The organism is Candidatus Woesearchaeota archaeon (assembly GCA_016187565.1).
In the GTDB taxonomy this organism is placed as follows: domain Archaea; phylum Nanobdellota; class Nanobdellia; order Woesearchaeales; family JACPJR01; genus JACPJR01.
Genome location: JACPJR010000002.1, coordinates 1 through 17,510, shown reverse-complemented (window position 1 = coordinate 17,510; position 17,510 = coordinate 1). Strand labels below are relative to the sequence as shown.

Below are 17,510 nucleotides of genomic sequence, written 5' to 3'. Positions count from 1 at the left end.
ATATAACAATGACCACAGAAGAATATGCCGTAGACGTGGATGACCTTACCGTGGCATACCATGAAAAACCTGTTATCTGGGATATTGATTTTCAGGTTCCTCCAGGAATTCTCTTAGCCATTGTTGGTCCAAATGGTGCAGGAAAAACAACATTGATCAAAGCGATTCTCGGTCTGATAAAACCTGCAGCCGGACGAATAAAGATTTTTGGAAAGTCCTATGCAGAAATGAGAAAAAGGGTTGGCTATGTCCCTCAACGAGGAAGTGTTGACTGGGATTTTCCTACCACAGCAGAGGATGTTGTTATCATGGGAAAATATGGTCATCTGGGCTGGATAAAACGGCCTGGAAAACAAGAACGAGACCTTGCCTATCAGAGCTTACAGATTGTTGGGATGGAGGCATACGCCCAACGACAGATCAGCCAATTATCAGGAGGACAGCAGCAACGAGTATTTCTTGCCAGAGCATTAATTCAGGACGCTGATTTGTACTTTATGGATGAGCCTTTTGCAGGTGTTGACGCAACTACTGAGAAAGCAATTATTGTAATACTGCAACAACTCAGAAAAAGAGGAAAAACCGTTATCGTTGTTCACCATGACCTTCAAACCCTAAAGGAATACTTTGATTGGGTATTACTCCTTAACGTCCGCAAAATTGCTCTCGGACCTGTCAAAGAGGTTGTTTCCCAAAAAAATCTTCATCTCACCTATGGTGGACGAGAAGCATTCCTTGGTGTACAAACACCATGATGACCATGAATCTCGTTCTTGATTACACCTTCCTGATTGTTATTCTTGGTACTGCTATTTTTGGCTTTATTGCAGGGAGTCTGGGCTGTTTTGCCGTGCTCCGACGACAGAGCCTTTTAGGCGATGCGATCTCCCATGCCGCATTACCGGGGGTAGCCATTGCATTTATCCTTACGCTCACCAAACATCCTCTTGTGCTTTTGAGCGGGGCATTTATTGCAGGCTGGATTGCAACACTCCTCGTTACGCAGATTCGAAAGACCACACGCATTAAAGAAGATGCTGCCCTTGGGATACTTTTATCTGTTTTTTTTGGTACAGGCATATTTCTTCTTACTATTATTCAACGCTTTCCTACTGCAGAGAAATCCGGACTTAACACCTTTTTATTCGGCAATGCTGCAACACTTCTTCGAGAAGATATCCTCATCATGAGTGTGCTCGGTATTATTGCCCTGCTTTTCTTAGTTCTCTTCTGGAAAGAGTGGAAGCTCATTACCTTTGATCGGGCATTTGCACAGAGCATTGGCCTTCCGGTAGCCTTTCTCGATGTTATTCTTCTTACCCTTATTGTTATTGCCATTGTTATTGGGCTGCAAACCGTAGGAGTCGTACTGATGAGTGCTATGATTATTGCTCCTGCAGTTGCCGCACGACAATGGACGAATCAGTTACACATTATGGTCATGCTTGCAGGTATTTTTGGATCATTAGCAGGTGCAAGCGGAGCAATGATTAGTAGTAGTATTGCCCATCTTCCTACAGGACCAACCGTTGTCGTAACAATAAGTATTATTGTTTTGGTATCACTATTCTTCTCTCCTCAACGAGGACTTTTTTTTGATTGGTTGCGTTATCTTAGAAATAAAACAAAAATTCGAGTCTCACGGACTTTATACCATTTGTATAAATTATCCCAAAGCCATGAAAATCCTTATCACGCACATCATATCAGTTCCCTACGAGCTATCAATCCAACAAACCTTGAACAATCATTAAAGATACTCCAAGAAAAAGGATTAGTGACTATGGTAGAGGCTGAAAAATGGGCATTGACTGCTCAAGGATTAAAGGAAGCAGAGTCTCTGCAGAGAGGAACACCATCATGAATCCAATGATTGAGATCATCCTTATTGCTAGTATCATTGCAACATCCTCTGCTCTAGTTGGTGTCTTCCTTGTTTTGAGAAGAGTGAGTCTGTTAAGCGATGCCATCAGTCATGCAATCCTGTTGGGCATTGTTCTTGCCTTCCTCATAACAAAAGACTTAGCATCACCATTGCTCATCATTGGTGCTGCACTAGTTGGTGTTATAACGGTTACCGCAACAGAACTCCTCATTGCAACAAAAAAGCTCAAAGAAGATGCTTCGATAGGTTTAGTATTTCCCATATTATTTGCTCTAGCAGTTATCCTCATCAATCTCTTTGCATCAAATGTCCATCTTGATCAGGATGCAGTACTCCTCGGTGAGCTTGCCTTTGCTCCTTTTGAACGGCTAACACTTTTTGGTTTTAATCTTCCGAGAAGCCTTTGGATCAATGGCATTATTTTAGGTATTGATCTTCTCTTCATTCTCTTGTTTTATAAGGAACTCAAAATAACAACCTTTGATCCTTATTTGGCAGCAAGTCTGGGATTCTCTCCGGTGCTTCTCCACTATGGGCTGATGAGTCTCGTCAGTATCACCGCGGTGGGAGCATTCGATGCTGTTGGTTCTATTCTTGTGGTAGCGCTGATGATTGCTCCACCAGCAACCGCATATTTATTAACTAACCATCTTTGGAAAATGATGAGTTTGAGTATTATTATTGGATTACTTGCTGGAGTCAGTGGCTATGGACTTGCACACTGGGTTGATGCATCCATCGCCGGATCAATGGCTATGATGACTGGGGTTTTCTTTGCTTTGGCATGGCTCTCCTTGATCATGAAGGAACAGCAGTTGAGCAAAAAGAAAATACCCTAGCAAACGCACAGCGTCATATGCAATGGAATTCTTCCTTCACACGAACTATTGTTGGTTATGCACGGGAGAAGCAGTGGATCGAAGAAAAAGAGACAATGCTTACACTAACAACAAAAGGAAGAAAACAAGCAAAAGAGGTTATGCTCACCGGAAAGCTGGAAACAAAAGCAGATACTGCACGAACTCCCTACGGCTGTTCGTAACTCACTTGACAGCGATTATTGACACAACGCACATCTGAGACCGGTACACAACTATACATACATGTTGACTGGTACGAATCAAGCAACGAAGTAATCCGCGTCGATTCATTCGTATTCACGTATAGATTACAGCCAAAGGGACAAACATTTCCAACAAAGGTACAATCCTCATCTTGGGTACAATAATTAGCTTTCTCAAGCTCAGCGGTAATAAGCTTTTCCTGATTTTTACTCTGCGAAGTACACCCACTAAGGGCAAGCAAAAGAATAACTCCCAGTATACCAATGCCAAAATTCCTCATGGTTTTGTAATTTGTCATATCTCCCTCCAATGAGTATACTAAGCATAGAACAACTATATAAATTCTCCGATAGGTTCAAGAAGAGTAGAAGTCATATAATAAAGGTAATAAAGCAAACAAAAAGTAAAGTAACTGAACACAATCATAAGTGGCGAAATAATAAAAGGATTACTTCATAGGAAAAATAGGTTTATATACTTCAGCTCTTTGAAAGCCTACAACGAAAAGAAAAAGAGATACCATGGTAACGATTGCCCATATTACCGAACGTATTATAGAACAGCGGCCATTTCTTCAGGAGTGTCTCCGTCGGGGCATTGTCAATAGGTATGCGCTTGCTGAGCACCTCCAACCCGAAGTAGAGGCAGAGCTTAAGCAAAAGGTAAAGGCACCAGCAATTATGATGGCCTTACGCAGATTCAGTGAAAAAGTTGAGGAAAAAGAGCATAGCTTTGGAACGTACAAGCAACTCGATCTTACGGTCAAGTCTGATATTGTTGAAATTACCCTGATGAATGGATTCAAGGCAGATCTGCTGAGCAGATTATATCAACTCGTTGATCCTCAAAAGGGCGATCTGTTAACGGTTACGCAGGGATTGCATGAAACAACAATCTTAACAACGGCAAAAAAGAAAGATGCATTGCTAAAAGTCATCAAGAAAGAACACATTCTCAAGGTCCTTGACGATCTTTCGCTTATCAGTATTCGGTTTCCTGAAGAATATCTCGAAACACCGGGGTACATCTATACCATTACACGAGCTTTAGCATGGCATGATGTGAATATTGTTGAAGTAGTATCAACCCTCAATGAACTCGGTATCATTATCCAAGATAAAGATACGCCCCTAGCATATCGTGTTCTGAAGGAGTTATGCAGAGGATAGTCACGCTATTTTATATCATTGTCATTGCGTGAAATCATGGAACTGCTTTGTTCCACAACATTTCAAAATAATTCCTGTACGAGCCAGCAACTTCTCTATTTTCAATGCAAAAGATCTTATCCTCCACCTATCAAAAATGACTCAATTCAAGAATGGGAAGCATTTCGTCAGGAGACTATAGCATTAATAAAAGAGGGATTATAGAATAGTTACCTGTCTCTTTTATAATCTCTTTGATTTTGTCATATCTCTCCATATTAAGATAATATTTCCAGCCATGTTCTTTTTTCTTCTTACAGCAGATGTTCTGCTTTACCAATGCCTCTAATACAATCTCAACTTTATCTACGTCTTCTTTGGATATTCCGGATTTTAGAACATGAATATAAACTGAACCTTTTCCAAAGCAGTTTTGGTCAAAGAGTTTCTTTACAATTGTCCTACTTATCCTTATATATTCACTCTTTTTTACTTTTGACATCGGAAACACAAAATATGAGCGATATATAAATATGTGGTCTAAATTTAAGCCCTTATGGGTCTAAATAGGAACCTTTAAATAGCTGTTCATCTTTACCTGATTCACTATGGATAAATCAGTATTTTTGCAGGAAGAAGGGGATATACCTAAAAATAGAATATGGAGCTTTTTAATAGTTCATTCAGAATATGATTATTCAATGAAGGATATTGCACGATATTCTGGAGTAGGCTATACAACATTAAAAGAAATGTGGAAAGAATTTAGGGAGAAAAGTATAGTTGTAGAGACAAGAGTTGTGGGAAAAGCAAAAATGTACAAGCTTAATCTCAAAAATCCTGTTGTCCATAAATTCGTAGATTATTATTGGACTGTTGTTGATTCAGTGATTCGCCGAGAGAACAATATTAAAGAAGATGGAGAATCACAGCATAGTTCCTCAATAGAGCTGATGCCTGTTACTGTAAGGCATGCTTGAGTTGCGTTATTATTACGTTATTTTACACGGTCAGACAAAGATCTCAATTACAGAAAAGGGGGCATCAATGCCAGAAGCTCTGGTTGCTTATCTGAGCTCGGAAATATTTTTGCATCCGAATCTAGCTATTCCTGCTGTTGGTGTCACGCTGAGAAGTCATCGTGGGTATATGAACCAAGGTATTGATGCCCAAGGAAAGCAGATTGCAAAGCCTGTTCCTAAGCGTGAGCAATGGTTGTTTTTGTACCAAACTATGACGCGTCTATTGCTCGGTATCTCGTTGCAGGAGCAGATGTTTGGCTCAATACACCACGCAGGCCCTTAGAGGCATCAGCTACTTCTGGAATGAAAGCCAGCCACAATGCAACAATAAATTTGAGTATCTATGATGGCTGGTGGATTGAAGCTGTCAAGATGATTAGAGATGCTGGATGGACTATTGGCTCAACAGAACCACAGTATGCACCAGTAAGCAAAGCATTACAAGATCAAGAAGATCGACAGGATGCATCGAGTCTGTATGATAACCTTACTGAAATGGCACACATGTATAAGCAAAGTCCAAGCGCATGGCAAGAGCACATGCGGAATTCTATGCGGTTAGCAGGGCATTTCAACACCCATCGGGTTGTACGCGAATATGCCGAGAGAGCCTGGCATGTTCGTATAGGGTAAGTTAAGAAAACAAAAAGATTTATATATAGGTTGTATCATAAAGAATACATATGTATAATAAATTAAACATAACTGAAAATAATCTCCAAGTACTTTCTCTATTTACTCATGGATTTGATAAAGAGTATTATATACGAGAAGTTGAAAGACTTCTTGACATAAGCCCAAGGACCGCACAGCTCATTCTTGAAGATTTAGAAGATAAGGGAATTATTGAATCAAAAATCAGGGGAAAAATAAAATCTTACACTTTAAAGATTAACGAATTAAGTAAAAAATACCTTACCTTTGTTGAGCAGTATAAATCAATCTCATTTATTGAGAAGAACCTTTTAATAAAAGAAATTATAGAAAAAATAAGTCCATGCATAGAAGGGATAGGCATTATTTTTGGAAGTTATGCAAAAGCAACATTTAACAAAGAGTCAGATTTAGATATTTTTATCGCTGGAAAATATGAAAAAGAAGAAATCAAAAGAGTTTCAAGAAATTTAGGAATTGAAATAAGCGTAAAGCGTTATCCCTTAAAGACATTTGAAAAGAATTTAGCCCACGATATACTCATCAAAGAAGTATTAAAAAACCATATCGTTTTTATAAACGCGGAGTTGTTTATTCAAAAAGTACTGAAACATGGATAAAATAAATTGGTGCGCAGGAAAGAAAGAAGGCTTACGTTTAATTGAACCAAATGCAAACCTTGCAGAAGCATATATTCAGAAAGCTGAAGAAGCCTTAGCATCAATGAGAGTAAATGTCATAAAAGATTGGAAAATCTCAACTGCTTACTACACCCTCTATTTCTCTCTTTACTCAATATTAATGAAGATAGGCATAAAATGCGAGATTCATTCCTGCACTATTGAATTTGCAAAGAGGTTTCTGAGGGAATATTTCACCGAAGATGAGCTTGAGTTTACAGTAGATTCCTTAAAGGCGAGAATTGATTCCCAATATTATATAGACAGAACTGTTCCTGATGAACAATATCATAAAATGATAACGGATGCTCCTGAGTTCTTAGTAAAATGTAAGTCAATCTTAATCAAACTCAATGAGAAAAGGATAAACGAAGTTAGAAAAGAATTTCAGAAGGTATTATCTCGGAGAAAATAAAGAAGTAGAGATTTAAACCTCCTGATAGACGTTCTTCCTATGTCCGACAAAAATAATTTCATACCTCAAAATCCAAGCCTCTTCCTTGCTTCAGACTCTGTTACAAAATTTCCTGCCTTAATTCTTTTTCTTGCCTGCTCAATAGCAATCACCGTTTCCCTACTGAGTTTAGGCTGCTCTTTGACATTTTTGGCTATGTATACCATTTTCTTTATTACTTCATCATAACTTTCGTTTTTGTATTCTCTAAACAGGTCTAATTCAAGCTTTGTATCTTCTTGGATTTTAATGGTGGTAGCTCCCATAATTCTCACAGTATACTCGGGTATACCTAACTATATTTAACTGTTTCTTTTTGTAGCAGAAATTCACTCTTCTTTGAGAAGATCGGCTCTACTTCACTTCATTGGTAGGGCCAACTCCCATAACAGGTATTTCTCATGCATCATTACAAACCTTAACGTAATCATAGTAATCTCGGAGAATAAATCCAACGAATTTCCCTAAATCTTTAAATATCATGGCTTATTCTTGGCTCACCATGGCAGAGGCAACGCTTACGGAAACACGATGGCAGAAGGAATTTGAGAAGCCTATCTATGAAGAATGGCAAAAGAATAAAAAATATTCTTTCAAAAAACTACCAAACAAACCAGTCTATTCTATAGATACTCCTCCACCCTATGTTAACACCCCGGTTCACATTGGCCAGGCTACAACCTATGTACTCATGGATATGTTTGCCCGTTTCAGAAGAATGAAAGGCTATAATGTGCTCTTTCCTCTTGGCCTTGATCGTAATGGTTTACCTATTGAAATTGCTGCAGAGAAGAAATTCGAAGTCAAACTTACTGAAGTTTCACGCGAAAAAGCATTGGAGATGTGTGAAGCCATCCTTGAAGCCTCAAGCTCTGCATCCAAAGATTCTTTTTTACGTTTAGGCATCAGTTTTAACAGCTTTACTGAAGGAACAGAGCTTGGAGAGGTTTATTTAACCGATGCTGATGACTTCAGAGCATTAACCCAAGCAACATTTATTGATCTTTGGCATAAAGGGTTGATCTATGAGGATACACGACTGAACAATTTCTGTCCAGGCTGTCAGACAACCCTAGCAGATTCTGAAGTTCAGCGTGAGGATAAAACAACATTCCTCAATGATGTTACCTTTGCCGTTAAAGAAACTGGAGAGAAAATAATCATTGCAACAACACGACCAGAACTTCTCTGTACCGCAGGTATGGTTATCTTCCATCCTGATGATGAACGCTATCAGCATTTAGCAGGAAAGACTGCTCAGGTGCCATTATTTAACTTAGAAGTGCCCATCCAAGCTCATCCACAGGCAGATCCAAACTTTGGAACTGGTCTTGTGTTTATGAGTCTCTCTGCAGGAGATCAAGACGCCATTAGATTTTTGATTGAGATGAATCTTGAGCCCAAGGGATGCATTGACATCAAAGGAAAGATGACCCGTGTAGCAGGATTCTTAGAAGGCTTATACGTCAAGAAAGCACGAACAGCTATTATCGAGCGACTCACCAATGAGGGATATCTCACCGGCCAAAAAACCATTACTCATTCAGTTCCTATTTGTGAGCGCAGTAAAGATGAGATTCAGTTTATTGCTATGCCCGAGTTTTATCTCAAGCAACTTGATTCCAAAGAGGATATGCTTCGTCTGGCTGATGCTATGAATTTTTATACACCGCGAAGTAAACAAATCCTGCTTGATTGGATCCAATCATTAAAGATAGACTGGCCTATTTCACGACGAAGATTTTATGCAACTGAAATACCTCTTTGGTACTGTAGCTCATGTAATGAAGCACTTGTCCCACCGAAGGGAAAGTATTACAAACCATGGAAAGAACAACCACCATTCAAGGAATGCCCGAAATGTCATGCAACAGCATTTCGTGGAGAAACCCGTGTTTTTGATACCTGGTTTGATAGCTCAATTACGCCACTCTATATCTTAAAGTATGGAAGAGATGATGATTTCTTTAATACCCATACTCCGTGTTCACTACGACCACAGGGAAAAGAGATTGTCCGGACCTGGCTCTACTATACGGTTTTGAAGGATTATCTGCTTACCGAAAAATGTATTTTCAAGGATGTCTGGATAAACTACCATATTGTTGATGAGCATGGTCATAAGATGTCAAAGTCAAAAGGGAATAGCATTAATCCAAAAGAAGTTCTTGATCGTTTTGGTGCTGAGCCGTTTCGATTGTGGGCAGCTATTGAAGGAAACCTTGATCGCCAGGATTTTCGATGTTCTTATGAACGAATTGAGGGAGCCAGTAAAACATTAGTCAAGCTCTGGAATGTTGCTCGATTTATCTCTCTATTCCCTCGTCCAACAAGCTATGAACTCAGTGAACTTGACCAATGGATCATCCAAGAGATGAATACGCTTATAACTATTGCAGAGGAAGGCTACACGAATTATGATTTCCACAATCCTGCCATTCAGTTAAAGCATTTTCTTTGGGAAACCTTCGCCAGTCATTATCTCGAACTGGTCAAAGCACGAGCATACAATCAAGAACAGAAATACACTGAAGCACTCCAGAACGGAGCACGATACACCTTACACTGGTGCTTAGAAACATTACTCCAATTGCTATCCCCTATTACGCCATTTATTACGTCGAGGATAGCTGAAGCCTTATACCGTGAGGATATCGAAGCAAAGGCATTCCCGTCACCAGAACGTACCTTTTCTCCACAGTTCAGCACCGAAGAATTAGCAGAGCTCAACAGCCTGGTCTGGAAGGCCAAAAAAGATAAGGGGCTTAGCCTCAAAACAGCAGTAACCAAATTAGTACTGCCAGACAAATTCAAAGGCATTGAAGACGATCTTAAAGTAACGCACCAAGTCCAAGAGATGGTGTTCGGAAACAATATTACTGTTGAACTCTGATGAAAAAATCTACACATACCACCTGCGGGCTCTCGCAGTCATTATCTGGTCAATAACCCTTAGTGGTAGGTTTTCTCCAGCGTGAGGATTATTTGACGTTAACATCCTGCACATGCGAAGTACTTCATCATTCTCTAAGAGTTCCACGCTTATTCCATGAGTGCTTAAATAATCAGCTCCACCTTCGTACTTATGTTTCAAAGATCCGAGTACGACACGTCCTATACCTACCTCAGCAATTTGTTCACAACAATGCCTTCTGGTATGATAGGGATTTCCATTGCATGGTTCGATAGTCAAGTATAATGTTGCATCAGATAGATCCCTACCATTAACTTCAGCAAGCAAAAGTTCTTCTGCATGCATTCTCCTTCCCTGACGTACGTGGTTATGCGCTGTTCCTATTATGTTGTTATTCTTTCCAACGAGGACACAACCAACTTGGTTTCCATATCTTTCTTCGGTTCTTAGCAAACCACTGATGGCTTCATCTATTGATAGCAACATATAGTGAGCATCGGTTACTATGGAATGTTTCATTCTGAAAGAAATAAGTGGTCGATTTAAAAATATTTCTACATCGATGAGATTTCCTGAGAAGGAGATTACGACGATCTTCGCAAGATCAGGTAGAGAATTCTTTTGAACAGCAACCATGAACCAATACCGATAAGAAGGGAAATCCTAAGCCAGTACCAGGGTAATGGTAAAACCTTGTGAAGGTCTTTCCTTCATGGACCTCTTCTGCCTTTCCCCTTTCTTGATTCGGGTGCTGGTAACCGTAGGGCTATAGAAAGAAGGATTTGTATCCCTCTTTCCAATAGAACTCGATTACGAATCGATTCTATTTTTTGGATGAAGCCACGTCGGCCGATACGTTTATATACTTATCTAGCATTACACAGATCACCATGAAAAGAAAGTATACCCTTATTGTAGAAAAAGATGAAGATGGATGGCTAGTTTCTGAGGTAGTTGAATTGCCAGGATGCCACACGCAGGCTAAAGACATGAATCAACTTCTCGAGAGGACCAAAGAAGCAATTCTGGCCTATTTGGGAACTGGTAAAGTGCCTGAGAGTTCTGAAGAGTTTATCGGAGTGCAACAGATTGAGGTGTAGTTCTTGGCAAAGTTACCTACATTAAGAGGTAAAGAGCTTGCCAAGATCATAGAAAAATTCGGATTTACCTACAGCCATACAACAGGAAGCCATATGGTATACAAGCACTCTGATGGAAGGAGAACAACAATTCCTCATCATTCTGGAGAAGAGATTGGACCTGGTTTATTAAACAAAATAATAAAGAAGGATCTTGGGATTACAAGAGAATTATTTATGAAATATCGTTGAAACAGTTTTCTCGTCATCCCAATGTTCGGAAACGAGATCATTATTTAAATTTTATCTGTTTCGCAAGATCAGGAAGAGAATTCGTTTGAACAACATCCATGAGCCAATACCAATAAGGAGATACGGCCAGATACTGCTGTCAGCAGGTATCCATCCCTGACTTTTTGCAAGAAAATAGCCACCAATTAAGAGCAATAAGAGGGGAAATCCTAAGCCAGTGCCAGGGTAATGGTAAAACCTTGTGAAGGTCTTTCCTTCATGGACCTCTTCTTCCTCTCCTGTTTCAGGATTAATACGTTTGATGCGTACCATATCTGAGCCATCAAAGGGACGAGCTTTTAATACTTTTCGTTCCCACCAGTAAGAGAACTATCTGTAGGTCGGGTAAAGAGGTTCTGGCCCATTCGCACAAGCTCTGCATTAAGTTCAGTGAGACTTGGGACAGGATTACCTATAGGTGGAGGAGCAACTACCCCACTTCCATCAGAAGTTAAGTCAGAAGCAGCATGATACCTGTTACCTTTATCAAAATACGGTGTTGAGAGGATTTCATTATAGCCAATCCCCCCTTGTAAAGACGTCTCTGAAGTGGAAAGTATTCCTTCAAGTGGTTGATGTGACATATTCTCACCTAGTTTCATTATATTGCCTTCATTATTGTAGTAAACATAAAGCAGGGCAAAAAACAGCCTTCTCTTTATAAAGCTTTTTAAAAGTGATTTCCACTTAGAAAAAATAATGAGGAATCTTTGGGAGATGCATAAAGTCTGATCCAAAATTATAGGCTCCTGCATGATGGAAGATAAGGATGTCTCCTCGCTGCACTAGAGGAAGTTGATACGAAGGATGGAAGATATCTAACGAACAGGCAGTGCATCCCTTGATGATGTACACTTTCTTCTTAATTTTCTGTGAGCCTTTTTTCTTATCTGCTTCTTGTTTTGTAAGCACCGTACAGGGCAACCGAAGCCCTGCAATAAGCGTATCCATTGACGCATTGTAGCAAGAGGCATCTACCATAACTGTCTTGTCCACGACTGCTCTTATGCTGGTTACTAAATCAACAGCCTCTGCAGCAAGAAATCGTCCTGGCTCAAGAAAAAGATTTTCTTCCCCTGATGGAAGCATGGATGGTTGAACTTTTTCTTTAAATGATTTTAGTTCATGAAAGATAGATTTATAGTTAATTATTGTTGTGTACGGTACAGGAATACCACCACCAATATTGATGATATCAGGTTGTATTGCTCTGAGCAGAGGAATCAACTTCTTGAGGGTAGACCAGCCACGAATATTCTGGGTTCCTACATGGAAATGAATCCCTACACGTTTACATCCTTTTTTTCTGGCAAGGATGACAAACTTTTGTATTTCGTGCTGAGGAAATCCAAACGGGTACTTATAACCAGGGTAGGAGGAAGCTTCTGGTACTTGCATTCTAAGAAGAAGATGCATCTTCTTTTCCTTTCCTTTAATGACCTGAAAAAAAGTCTCAAAATCTTGATGATTATCAACACTAAAATGGGTAATTCCTTGCTGCATTACTTTTCGTAATTCTTTGTCATCTGCACCTTGCACAATGTACCATATCTTTTGTTTTGTAGGAATCACTGAAATTGCGTCAGAGGAATGTACCGAACACCATGATCCAAGTTTTACGAGCAGGGGAACAATTACCGGATTTGCTTTAGCCGTATAGGAAATAGTGAAGCCTAGTGATTTGAGTGTGGCATAATGATTTCTCACGATATCCTTTTGTACCAAAAAATAGGGTGTGTGTGTTTGAAGAACAAGGGTTTCTTTAGTCATGTTATCAAATCCCGTTATTATGCATTATTTTTTGAGTAGGTCAAGAACACTGACCATGATCAGGGGGAATAAGATGCTTGCTTCACCAGTAACGGTTACGGCATCACCATCTGAACGTATTTTTCCCCAGGATTTTGCTTCATTGGTTGTTGCACCAGACAAAGAACCAGAGTAGGGATGTGCAGTAGTAATGTACACTGCATAGTGCATCCCTTCGTTGAGTAAAGTCGCTAAGATAGCATGATGCTTAGCCACACCACCACCAAGAACAATAACTCCTTTGATATCTTGTGGGGTTACGGCAAACATAATATTGCTAAAATCCTTAACTACGTCCAAGGTAAAATCAGGATGTTTTTGTCGGAAGAGGTATAGCTGAAATCCCATGCTTCCATCAGTGATAGCAGGGCAGTAAATGGGAATGTTTTTCTGCGAGGCTTGATAACAGATCGAATGTGGATCATTGATACAACATCCAAGCTCATGAATCAACTCGCTTGGCGTTAGTGTTCGTTTTCCGGTGCTATAAATCTTCTCTAAGAGTGGCTGAATAATATCTTCAAATGACTCATAGGATTCATTAGGTACAAAGATATTACCAATGCGATTGATACCTTTTTTTCCGAGAAGAGCATCATCAGCGTCAAACGAACCAAGATAAAATGATGCACCATGTGCTTTCATTAGATCCTCTTCAATAGACCCTACCGTAGTCACGATGACATCAACCATTTTCTGTTCAATCAGCTGAGCAAAAAATCCCCGTAATCCTGAAGAAACCATATTAGAGGTAAAGGTCAAAAAGATTTTTGCCTTGTTTTGTTTCATCCGGGTAATAATGGCAATAGCTTTCTTGACATGACTTGCCTGATACCCAATAGATCCTAATGCCTGGGTAAAGTCAGCAACACTCATCTGTGGATGATAGTGGAAATCAAGAATTGGTTCCTGAAGTGCGTTATCTTTAGTGGTCTTTGTACCTGAATCATTCTTAACATGAGATGCTGTTTTCACCATCTGGTTAAAAAATAAGGTAACTTATTTAAAGCTTATGGCGAAGTGAGATTAAAAAGCTATATATCTACCTCGATCATCTGTTCCGATTCTCCGATCTCTGGAAGAAGAACCATGTCTCCAACCAGTAACATTTCCAACCGTCGTTACAGAACACATAAGGTTATTAAACCTGTTGTCTTTTTTATAATCATGGGCTGGGAAGTACTGAAATTGATGGAGTACGAGAATTTTGTAAAATATGTTACTGGTACTCGAGGTCGTGGTGATGTGACTCGTGTAAATATTGGAACCCACCAGGGTAGATATGTTGATGAAATAAGCTTCTATTACCAAGGAGATAACCACCCTCAAGAATTTTCTCGAATGTACACTTATAAAGATAATAACGTAGTGACTGTTAAAGAGGAAAGCATTGATCAAAGTGGGAGTTGTATTATGTTTAGTCAGAATCCTTGGTCAGATAGTATGAGAAGGTCAATTGATGGCGAAGTTATGGCACATTTCGATGAATTGATGAGGTTACGACCTGATTTACAATCTATTATTTCTTCTGCACTACAACAGATCCGTAGAAGCTAAAGATTTCATTCTTTCGCTACGTTACTCTTTTCTGCATGAATTGGAACGTTACATAAGCGCTTATCATGGAGATGAGAAAAGAAAATACGGTTCCAAGAACTAAACCATACACCGGATAAAAATACCGTGCAGCAATAGCATAAACAACGACCGTACCCATGCCAGTAATGAGCAGCGGCTTGGTCATTGCTCGTGAAAATGCAATGCCTTGGGAAGTATAGCTGATGACTAATGTTGAAAGAAAAGCAGCGGGAAATGCTGCAAAGATTCCTCCTAAGATTGGACCTCCTATCTTGCTGATGAGTACGGTAAAGGCAACCATGAATCCACCAAAAAATCCACGAATAAGGATGTGTTGGGGAGAAGGATGAATTCTTCCTGCAGTCATAGAACGGATCTGTAAATACTTCTCAAGAAAAATATACGAAGCAGTAAAACTCATGAGATAGATAGCTAAGGAAAAAATAAAAGATTCAGGCTTTAAAACATAGATAAGACCAGTGAGAAAGAACCAGAGAAGAAGAGATACAGCAAGTGCACGACGAAAACCTCTCGTTACGGCGAACGCATACATGGTGAGAAAAAGGCTCGTTACTGCATAACTTAAGGGAAAGACTGTTGTTACCTGAACAATTGCCTCTGTACCCTGAACGAGCCCGATAAAAAGAAAGGAAACAACGATAGTTGAGGGAAGTCCGCCAATAAAACCTCCAATCTTGCTGCCAAAGCGATCAGCCATTACTGTCGCTGCAAGGATCCATCCTCCACCGACAAGGAAAGCAAAAAACACCTGTAGCCAAAAAAGATCAAGCATATTTTCCTCAGTTAGTTCATGTTACATCCGTTGAATAGTTTCAGGATCCACCAGAGAGACGTATACCCTAATGGTTCGATGAGTATCACCTCACCAATTTACGTATCTGAAGTATTTGCTCAGATGTGAGAGACTCAAGTGTTTTCCGCACATTTAGAAGAATAGCTGCAAGTTTTTTTCCATCAAAATCTACAGGTCTGTTCTTAAGATAGTACTGGTTATCAATTCGCAACTCTTTATCATATTCTAGTGTTTTGGAAAAATTAAAAGAGAGTATTTTTTCGTGTTCTAAGAGTGTAATGACCTCAATGGTACACGTATGTATTTCGGACTTAATCCCTAATCTCATGAGAAGAGCGTAAGCTGCAAGGTATTCTGTGTAATACTTCTGTGTTGCAAGCCACATATTAGACCCAGAATTTTTGATAAGGTTTGTTACTCGTAGAGTTTCCTCAGCATTTCGGAAATACTCCTCTGCCAAGTTCTCATTGGGCTCCACTAATTTCATTCCCTGTCGTTTACACCAAGCCAAGCTCATGTTTGTAGAGTATTTTTATAAAGTAGTTGTGATTAGAGAGAATAATATGCTTGCTTTTGATCTCATTAATTAATGTTTCGCTGAGTTCTGACTCCGTTGTCTGAAGCACATGAAGTTTTACCGAATAAGTTTTTTCAAAGAGCTTCAATGCTTCTATGCAGTCTCTTTCTTGAGAAAGTATAAGGAGATCTATGTCTGCAAAATTTTTTGAGACTGTTACAGAGCCAAATAATAAGATGCTCACGTTAGGAAGAAAAGGTGCAATCATTTTATAGAGTTGGAAGAACAAGATGTTGTCTTTAAGAAAAACGAGCATTCGCTCTTTTTCACAAAGAGCAAGGTATTCTATGAGAAGCGGGTTTTTGAGATTAAGGGCATAGAATCGAAAACGTGTTCTTTTCTCCTCTAAAAGTATTCTTGCTTTGACTAAGTGTTTGAGATGAGCTTTGATAGTCTGGTGCGGGCGTTTGAAAAAGGCTTCTAGTTCATTAAGACTTATGCTCTTGTGAAGATTCTCAAGAAACGGTATTAAATAAGTAAATTCTTTTACCATAAGGTAAATAAAGTTACTTCAGTTTATAAATGTTCTGTTTACGTCAAATAACCCTGGAAAAATTCAAGAGTTCTTTGGGTTAGAGGAGCAAGCAACTCAGTTAATGTTACCAGAAGGTCTCCGGTCAGTGGACTATTATCCTGTGGATCGAAAACAGTCAGTCCTGCAGTAGGTATATACATTATGATCAGTTTTCCTATACCTTCTCCACAAGGAGGGAACTCTCTTCGTTCAGTCACCGCACGATAGCCAGGTAAACCTAAGTCGTTTACTTCCCGAGTAACTGTTCCCTGTCTTTTTTCTGAATGGGGAGAAGAAGGAAACGCATAGGTTAATTCACGAGTTGTAAATGTGGTCACATATCTTTCCGGCTGCCTCCATGAACTCTCTGGACCTCCAAAAAGTGTGCTTAACATTTGATGCTGAGTAATAACAACCCGTTCAAGAACACCATATTGTTCACAAACTTCCACGATTTTATCAAAAGCACGTTGACTAGGTTCGGGATCCAAAAGAGAGCTTGCATAACCTAATAGTTTGATGATAATCACCTACTTAGACAAGATTTTCTCTTGAGTGTCTATATTTATCAAATTCTCTTAAAGATAATAAAAACGCCGACGCCCGGACTTTCCATCATAAATCCCTTCATGATTTTTGAATTCCCCGATTCCCGAAAAACCATCCATAAGAGGGACTGAGGCTTACCGAAGCCCTCTGCTTTTTACGAGATTTTTCGCAAAAATCTCCGGGATACCCAGAAGGGAACAAGCTCTCTGTGTCATGGTGTTGATCAATTGGATGATCAAGCTCCACAAAGATTCCAAGCTTGCGCAGTACCAGGTTGTGCCACGTCGGCGTAACTGAAGGAGAAGGGACCTTCTTTAAAAAGGTTTATGATTTTATGGGCTTCATCCAAAAATTGTTTCTAACGCCTGAATTGAAAATAACAACAATAGAGGTGCAGACGCCCAAAATTTCAGCAGAAATTTTGTGCTACTCGGGTTTCCCCTAAGGAACCCTCCCTCGTCCTGCACCAATGTTGTTA

26 protein-coding genes are annotated in these 17,510 nt (G+C 39.6%); 14 read left to right on the top strand and 12 right to left on the bottom strand.

The window, feature by feature from the left end:
• The first annotated feature begins 8 nt into the window (after positions 1-8).
• Genes HYW21_00350 through HYW21_00335 form a run of 4 tightly spaced genes read left to right on the top strand, consistent with a single transcriptional unit; the run spans position 9 to position 2,927 of the window.
• The gene (locus HYW21_00350; GenBank protein MBI2547780.1) at positions 9-755 is read left to right on the top strand and encodes an ABC transporter ATP-binding protein; all 747 of its coding nucleotides are present in this window, start codon (positions 9-11) and stop codon (positions 753-755) included.
• Positions 755-1,864, top strand: a complete 1,110-nt coding sequence (locus HYW21_00345; GenBank protein ID MBI2547779.1) for a metal ABC transporter permease — start codon at positions 755-757, stop codon at positions 1,862-1,864. Before HYW21_00350 ends, HYW21_00345 begins: the two co-directional genes overlap by 1 nt.
• Complete coding sequence (locus tag HYW21_00340; GenBank protein ID MBI2547778.1) at positions 1,861-2,724, top strand: metal ABC transporter permease; 864 nt, start codon at positions 1,861-1,863, stop codon at positions 2,722-2,724. The genes HYW21_00345 and HYW21_00340 overlap by 4 nt, the downstream gene beginning before the upstream one ends.
• The gene (locus HYW21_00335; protein MBI2547777.1) at positions 2,670-2,927 is read left to right on the top strand and encodes a hypothetical protein; all 258 of its coding nucleotides are present in this window, start codon (positions 2,670-2,672) and stop codon (positions 2,925-2,927) included. The genes HYW21_00340 and HYW21_00335 overlap by 55 nt, the downstream gene beginning before the upstream one ends.
• Here the strand turns inward: HYW21_00335 and HYW21_00330 are convergent.
• Positions 2,912-3,247, bottom strand: coding sequence for a hypothetical protein (locus HYW21_00330; protein ID MBI2547776.1), 336 nt, complete (start codon positions 3,245-3,247; stop codon positions 2,912-2,914). The genes HYW21_00335 and HYW21_00330 overlap by 16 nt on opposite strands.
• Positions 3,248-3,470: 223 nt before the next feature.
• Here HYW21_00330 and HYW21_00325 point away from each other — a divergent pair, with 223 nt between their 5' ends.
• Positions 3,471-4,118: a hypothetical protein gene (locus HYW21_00325; protein MBI2547775.1), complete on the top strand. Its 648-nt coding sequence runs from the start codon at positions 3,471-3,473 to the stop codon at positions 4,116-4,118.
• A 175-nt stretch (positions 4,119-4,293) separates the two neighbouring features.
• Here HYW21_00325 and HYW21_00320 read toward each other — a convergent pair whose 3' ends face one another.
• Complete coding sequence (locus HYW21_00320; GenBank protein ID MBI2547774.1) at positions 4,294-4,599, bottom strand: hypothetical protein; 306 nt, start codon at positions 4,597-4,599, stop codon at positions 4,294-4,296.
• 106 nt (positions 4,600-4,705) lie between these two features.
• Between HYW21_00320 and HYW21_00315 the strand changes: the two genes are divergently transcribed.
• From HYW21_00315 to HYW21_00295, 5 genes are all read left to right on the top strand, one after another.
• Positions 4,706-5,077, top strand: coding sequence for a hypothetical protein (locus HYW21_00315; GenBank protein ID MBI2547773.1), 372 nt, complete (start codon positions 4,706-4,708; stop codon positions 5,075-5,077).
• Positions 5,078-5,144: 67 nt separating this feature from the next.
• Positions 5,145-5,402 (top strand): hypothetical protein, encoded by a 258-nt coding sequence (locus HYW21_00310; protein ID MBI2547772.1) that lies wholly within the window; start codon positions 5,145-5,147, stop codon positions 5,400-5,402.
• The gene (locus HYW21_00305; GenBank protein ID MBI2547771.1) at positions 5,309-5,752 is read left to right on the top strand and encodes a glycogen/starch/alpha-glucan phosphorylase; all 444 of its coding nucleotides are present in this window, start codon (positions 5,309-5,311) and stop codon (positions 5,750-5,752) included. Before HYW21_00310 ends, HYW21_00305 begins: the two co-directional genes overlap by 94 nt.
• Before the next feature lie 50 nt (positions 5,753-5,802).
• Entirely contained in the window at positions 5,803-6,393 is a 591-nt protein-coding gene (locus tag HYW21_00300) for a nucleotidyltransferase domain-containing protein (protein ID MBI2547770.1), read from the top strand.
• Positions 6,386-6,868 (top strand): hypothetical protein, encoded by a 483-nt coding sequence (locus HYW21_00295; GenBank protein MBI2547769.1) that lies wholly within the window; start codon positions 6,386-6,388, stop codon positions 6,866-6,868. The genes HYW21_00300 and HYW21_00295 overlap by 8 nt, the downstream gene beginning before the upstream one ends.
• Positions 6,869-6,933: 65 nt before the next feature.
• On the opposite strand, the gene HYW21_00290 is transcribed toward HYW21_00295, so the two are convergent.
• Positions 6,934-7,173 carry a hypothetical protein gene (locus tag HYW21_00290; protein ID MBI2547768.1) on the bottom strand — a complete coding sequence of 80 codons (240 nt, stop codon included), beginning with the start codon at positions 7,171-7,173 and terminating at the stop codon, positions 6,934-6,936.
• 215 nt (positions 7,174-7,388) lie between these two features.
• Between HYW21_00290 and HYW21_00285 the strand changes: the two genes are divergently transcribed.
• Positions 7,389-9,800: a valine--tRNA ligase gene (locus tag HYW21_00285; GenBank protein ID MBI2547767.1), complete on the top strand. Its 2,412-nt coding sequence runs from the start codon at positions 7,389-7,391 to the stop codon at positions 9,798-9,800.
• 9 nt (positions 9,801-9,809) lie between these two features.
• Here HYW21_00285 and HYW21_00280 read toward each other — a convergent pair whose 3' ends face one another.
• On the bottom strand, positions 9,810-10,340 hold the full coding sequence (locus HYW21_00280; protein ID MBI2547766.1) for a hypothetical protein: 531 nt from the start codon (positions 10,338-10,340) through the stop codon (positions 9,810-9,812).
• A gap of 371 nt (positions 10,341-10,711) precedes the next feature.
• Between HYW21_00280 and HYW21_00275 the strand changes: the two genes are divergently transcribed.
• Entirely contained in the window at positions 10,712-10,921 is a 210-nt protein-coding gene (locus HYW21_00275; protein ID MBI2547765.1) for a type II toxin-antitoxin system HicB family antitoxin, read from the top strand.
• A gap of 3 nt (positions 10,922-10,924) precedes the next feature.
• Entirely contained in the window at positions 10,925-11,152 is a 228-nt protein-coding gene (locus HYW21_00270; GenBank protein MBI2547764.1) for a type II toxin-antitoxin system HicA family toxin, read from the top strand.
• A 51-nt stretch (positions 11,153-11,203) separates the two neighbouring features.
• On the opposite strand, the gene HYW21_00265 is transcribed toward HYW21_00270, so the two are convergent.
• The 4 genes from HYW21_00265 to HYW21_00250 form a co-directional block, all read right to left on the bottom strand.
• Positions 11,204-11,464, bottom strand: a complete 261-nt coding sequence (locus HYW21_00265) for a hypothetical protein (GenBank protein ID MBI2547763.1) — start codon at positions 11,462-11,464, stop codon at positions 11,204-11,206.
• Between the two features lie 26 nt (positions 11,465-11,490).
• Positions 11,491-11,775 carry a hypothetical protein gene (locus tag HYW21_00260; protein ID MBI2547762.1) on the bottom strand — a complete coding sequence of 95 codons (285 nt, stop codon included), beginning with the start codon at positions 11,773-11,775 and terminating at the stop codon, positions 11,491-11,493.
• Positions 11,776-11,878: 103 nt separating this feature from the next.
• Positions 11,879-12,961, bottom strand: a complete 1,083-nt coding sequence (locus tag HYW21_00255) for a hypothetical protein (GenBank protein ID MBI2547761.1) — start codon at positions 12,959-12,961, stop codon at positions 11,879-11,881.
• A gap of 24 nt (positions 12,962-12,985) precedes the next feature.
• A complete protein-coding gene (locus HYW21_00250) occupies positions 12,986-13,978 on the bottom strand; it encodes a deoxyhypusine synthase (protein ID MBI2547760.1) in 993 nt (330 codons plus the stop codon).
• Positions 13,979-14,167: 189 nt separating this feature from the next.
• Between HYW21_00250 and HYW21_00245 the strand changes: the two genes are divergently transcribed.
• Entirely contained in the window at positions 14,168-14,557 is a 390-nt protein-coding gene (locus HYW21_00245; protein MBI2547759.1) for a hypothetical protein, read from the top strand.
• A 16-nt stretch (positions 14,558-14,573) separates the two neighbouring features.
• Here the strand turns inward: HYW21_00245 and HYW21_00240 are convergent, their stop codons facing one another.
• The 4 genes from HYW21_00240 to HYW21_00225 all read right to left on the bottom strand — a co-directional run bounded on the left by HYW21_00240 (position 14,574) and on the right by HYW21_00225 (position 17,013).
• Positions 14,574-15,371 (bottom strand): DUF3147 family protein, encoded by a 798-nt coding sequence (locus HYW21_00240; protein ID MBI2547758.1) that lies wholly within the window; start codon positions 15,369-15,371, stop codon positions 14,574-14,576.
• A gap of 85 nt (positions 15,372-15,456) precedes the next feature.
• Positions 15,457-15,903 (bottom strand): hypothetical protein, encoded by a 447-nt coding sequence (locus HYW21_00235; protein MBI2547757.1) that lies wholly within the window; start codon positions 15,901-15,903, stop codon positions 15,457-15,459.
• Complete coding sequence (locus HYW21_00230) at positions 15,890-16,462, bottom strand: hypothetical protein (GenBank protein MBI2547756.1); 573 nt, start codon at positions 16,460-16,462, stop codon at positions 15,890-15,892. Before HYW21_00230 ends, HYW21_00235 begins: the two co-directional genes overlap by 14 nt.
• 38 nt (positions 16,463-16,500) lie before the next feature.
• On the bottom strand, positions 16,501-17,013 hold the full coding sequence (locus HYW21_00225; protein MBI2547755.1) for a hypothetical protein: 513 nt from the start codon (positions 17,011-17,013) through the stop codon (positions 16,501-16,503).
• Positions 17,014-17,510 lie beyond the last annotated feature (497 nt).

Bases quoted from the DNA above. Each gene is read 5' to 3' on its own strand.
- HYW21_00350 (MBI2547780.1), top strand. From the start codon at position 9: ATGACCACAGAAGAATATGCCGTAGACGTGGATGACCTTACCGTGGCA.
- HYW21_00345 (MBI2547779.1), top strand. From the start codon at position 755: ATGACCATGAATCTCGTTCTTGATTACACCTTCCTGATTGTTATTCTT.
- HYW21_00340 (MBI2547778.1), top strand. From the start codon at position 1,861: ATGAATCCAATGATTGAGATCATCCTTATTGCTAGTATCATTGCAACA.
- HYW21_00335 (MBI2547777.1), top strand. From the start codon at position 2,670: ATGGCTCTCCTTGATCATGAAGGAACAGCAGTTGAGCAAAAAGAAAAT.
- HYW21_00330 (MBI2547776.1), bottom strand. From the start codon at position 3,247: ATGACAAATTACAAAACCATGAGGAATTTTGGCATTGGTATACTGGGA.
- HYW21_00325 (MBI2547775.1), top strand. From the start codon at position 3,471: ATGGTAACGATTGCCCATATTACCGAACGTATTATAGAACAGCGGCCA.
- HYW21_00320 (MBI2547774.1), bottom strand. From the start codon at position 4,599: ATGTCAAAAGTAAAAAAGAGTGAATATATAAGGATAAGTAGGACAATT.
- HYW21_00315 (MBI2547773.1), top strand. From the start codon at position 4,706: ATGGATAAATCAGTATTTTTGCAGGAAGAAGGGGATATACCTAAAAAT.
- HYW21_00310 (MBI2547772.1), top strand. From the start codon at position 5,145: ATGCCAGAAGCTCTGGTTGCTTATCTGAGCTCGGAAATATTTTTGCAT.
- HYW21_00305 (MBI2547771.1), top strand. From the start codon at position 5,309: ATGGTTGTTTTTGTACCAAACTATGACGCGTCTATTGCTCGGTATCTC.
- HYW21_00300 (MBI2547770.1), top strand. From the start codon at position 5,803: ATGTATAATAAATTAAACATAACTGAAAATAATCTCCAAGTACTTTCT.
- HYW21_00295 (MBI2547769.1), top strand. From the start codon at position 6,386: ATGGATAAAATAAATTGGTGCGCAGGAAAGAAAGAAGGCTTACGTTTA.
- HYW21_00290 (MBI2547768.1), bottom strand. From the start codon at position 7,173: ATGGGAGCTACCACCATTAAAATCCAAGAAGATACAAAGCTTGAATTA.
- HYW21_00285 (MBI2547767.1), top strand. From the start codon at position 7,389: ATGGCTTATTCTTGGCTCACCATGGCAGAGGCAACGCTTACGGAAACA.
- HYW21_00280 (MBI2547766.1), bottom strand. From the start codon at position 10,340: ATGAAACATTCCATAGTAACCGATGCTCACTATATGTTGCTATCAATA.
- HYW21_00275 (MBI2547765.1), top strand. From the start codon at position 10,712: ATGAAAAGAAAGTATACCCTTATTGTAGAAAAAGATGAAGATGGATGG.
- HYW21_00265 (MBI2547763.1), bottom strand. From the start codon at position 11,464: ATGGTACGCATCAAACGTATTAATCCTGAAACAGGAGAGGAAGAAGAG.
- HYW21_00260 (MBI2547762.1), bottom strand. From the start codon at position 11,775: ATGTCACATCAACCACTTGAAGGAATACTTTCCACTTCAGAGACGTCT.
- HYW21_00255 (MBI2547761.1), bottom strand. From the start codon at position 12,961: ATGACTAAAGAAACCCTTGTTCTTCAAACACACACACCCTATTTTTTG.
- HYW21_00250 (MBI2547760.1), bottom strand. From the start codon at position 13,978: ATGGTGAAAACAGCATCTCATGTTAAGAATGATTCAGGTACAAAGACC.
- HYW21_00245 (MBI2547759.1), top strand. From the start codon at position 14,168: ATGGGCTGGGAAGTACTGAAATTGATGGAGTACGAGAATTTTGTAAAA.
- HYW21_00240 (MBI2547758.1), bottom strand. From the start codon at position 15,371: ATGCTTGATCTTTTTTGGCTACAGGTGTTTTTTGCTTTCCTTGTCGGT.
- HYW21_00230 (MBI2547756.1), bottom strand. From the start codon at position 16,462: ATGGTAAAAGAATTTACTTATTTAATACCGTTTCTTGAGAATCTTCAC.